We start from the raw sequence: 1,893 nt of genomic DNA, 5'->3' as shown, positions 1-1,893 counted from the left end.
TGTGTCTCGAGGCGAACAAATTCAAATTGGTGGCGGGTTTCGCATTCCCGATATTTTGGCGCTGTCGGGCTGCAAACTGGTTGAAGTGGGGACTACGAACGTTACCACGGCCGATGATTACATCAACGCGATTACCGAAGATACGGCGATGGTTTTGATGGTGCATCAATCGAATTTCTTCATTGGCGGGTTTACCGAATCTCCTGATATTCGAGAGGTAAAACGTCGTTTGCCCAGTCATGTCAATTTGGTGATTGATCAGGGCTCTGGCATGTCAACTGAACGTTTTTCATCAGACGAAACGCAACTGGCGACCTATCTAGACATGGGCGCGGATTTGGTCTGTTTTTCCGGCGACAAAATTTTGGGGGGCCCGCAAGCTGGCTTGATCGCTGGTCGTGATGAACTCATTCAACGTCTGGGTCGTAACCCGATGATGCGCGCATTTCGTTGCGGACGAATTATTTTGTCACTGATGGAAGAGTTGCTGGTTCGTAAGCTTAACCAAGAGACTTCAGGGCAAGGCATTGCTGAACGCACGCTGGCCAACTTGCCGCAGGCGCGTCAATGGTGTGAAACGCTCGCGCAGCGTTGGCATCATAGAGTGACATTTGTGCAACTGCCCACTCAAGTCGGCGGTGGTGCTATGCCTGCACAAACCTATTCTGGTTGTGGTTTAGTGCTGAACACGCCACTGAAACCACAAGCATTACTTGACCATTTACGTCTTGGCACGCCTGCCATCTTTGGTTATTTGCACAACAATCAGGTGGTGTTGAATCTCACCACGGTGCTTGAGGCGGATCAGGCGGCCTTTGTCGAACGCTTAGATAGTTTTTTTCAACAGCTCGACCGTGGTGAACACGCATGAGTGGTATAGAAATGTCACCACAGACCGTTATTGGTCTAGCGGGTCACGTCGATCACGGTAAAACCACATTAGTAAAAGCGCTAACGGGTATGATGACTGCACGCCCGCACGAACAAGCGCTCGGCATGACGCAAGATTTGGGATTTGCTCATTTCGAAGACCAACAGGGCTGCACCATAGGCATCATTGATGTGCCGGGGCATGAGCGCTACGTGCGTAACATGGTGGCTGGCGTGTGGCACATCAATATTCTGTTGTTAGTGATTTCTGCCACCGAAGGATGTATGCCGATGACTTTCGCCCACATGCGCTTGGCGCGCGCGATGGGCGTGAAAAATATCGTGGTGTGCATCAACAAAAGTGATCTCGTGAGTGAACAAGTACTCGCAGAAGTTGAAGAGTCGGCATTAGAAAGCATTATGGACGTTACGGGCATCGTACCTGAAGTGGTGTGTGTGAGTGCGCTGACGGGACACAAGATTGATACGTTGCGCCAAACCTTACTCGACATGGTGACGCGAGTTGAACCGTCCGACGCGATGCCGGGTGATACGACTACGCCGCTGCTGTATGTTGATCGCGTGTTTGTAGCCAATGGCGTCGGCACGATTGTAACCGGAACGCTGGCCCAAGGTACCGTGAGTGTTGGTGATAAGTTACTCAGTCCAACTTATGGAACGACGGGGGCGATCCGTTCGATTCAGTGTTATCACCAACAAGTGAATGAGATCTCGGCCACCTGCCGTGTGGCGCTCAATATTAAAGGTTTAAGCCGAAAACAGGTGCAACGTGGTGATTTGCTATGTGCGCCGTCGGCCCCGGTGACACTTACTGACAGTTGCATTGTACGGCTGAACGATCGTTATAGCGATGCGAGTTTAATCCGTTCGAGCGAAGTGGAAGTTGCGGTGGGTACGTGGCATGGTCTTGCACAGTGTATTCCATTGCCCAATACCCATTTGGCGCGTTTGCTGTTTCGTCAGCCACGGCCGATGTTTTTTGGTCAGCGGTTGGCGATCATT

General features: G+C 51.3%; 2 protein-coding genes. Both read left to right on the top strand.

Features of this window, described 5'->3' with window-relative positions:
• Positions 1 to 871 (top strand): L-seryl-tRNA(Sec) selenium transferase (gene selA / locus B7C60_RS18625; RefSeq protein ID WP_245869025.1); only part of this gene is annotated, 871 nt, incomplete at its 5' end.
• Positions 868 to 1,893, top strand: a 1,026-nt coding sequence (locus B7C60_RS18620; protein WP_245869023.1) for a GTP-binding protein, incomplete at its 3' end; no start/stop codon positions are given. The genes selA and B7C60_RS18620, both read left to right, overlap by 4 nt.

The sequence above is a fragment of the Vibrio fujianensis genome, assembly GCF_002749895.1.
Lineage (GTDB): Bacteria > Pseudomonadota > Gammaproteobacteria > Enterobacterales > Vibrionaceae > Vibrio > Vibrio fujianensis.
Note: the sequence above shows the minus strand (reverse complement) of the source record. Positions and strands in the feature narration are given on the sequence as shown.